The 473-nt window shown below is 48.0% G+C and carries 1 protein-coding gene; it reads right to left on the reverse strand.

Annotated elements, in window-relative coordinates:
- Positions 1 to 49: 49 nt before the first annotated feature.
- Positions 50 to 445: a hypothetical protein gene (locus tag B4U49_RS00215; protein ID WP_078082621.1), complete on the reverse strand. Its 396-nt coding sequence runs from the start codon at positions 443 to 445 to the stop codon at positions 50 to 52.
- Between the last annotated feature and the right edge of the window lie 28 nt (positions 446 to 473).

The raw sequence follows: 473 nt of genomic DNA on the forward strand, positions 1-473 counted from the left end.
GCGGAGGCCCGAAGGGCCGTAGCGTCCTGCTTGCGTTTGTTATAAGTCTTCAACGGTAGCCGCAGAACGCAAAGACTACGCGACCACCCTCATAAATATCCAATGCATCACTACGATAGATATTATTTTCTCTATCGACTATGCAGGGGCCACCACCAAACGACCCCAAACGCACCACTTTCTCACCAGCAATCTGCTTTTCCAGTAGCTCTATAGCTTGCTCAAATTTTGTTCTGGTTAGAAATTTGGCGTGCTTGCTATAGCGCCTTGCATCATAGGACAGATGCAAGGTGAAGTGACTATCTCCCTCCAATTCTACGTACTCTAGCGTGTACGTATTTTCAGCAGTCTCGGACAAAGACACCAAGACTACATCCCTGCTATCACCACCTGCCAAAGAGAGCAAAGGAATTAAAAATAGTATTGCTGCGATTAGGGTTCTCATGACTTATAACGCCGCCGGCAGGGGCAGC

It is taken from the genome of Microbulbifer mangrovi, from assembly GCF_002009015.1.
GTDB lineage: Bacteria > Pseudomonadota > Gammaproteobacteria > Pseudomonadales > Cellvibrionaceae > Microbulbifer > Microbulbifer mangrovi.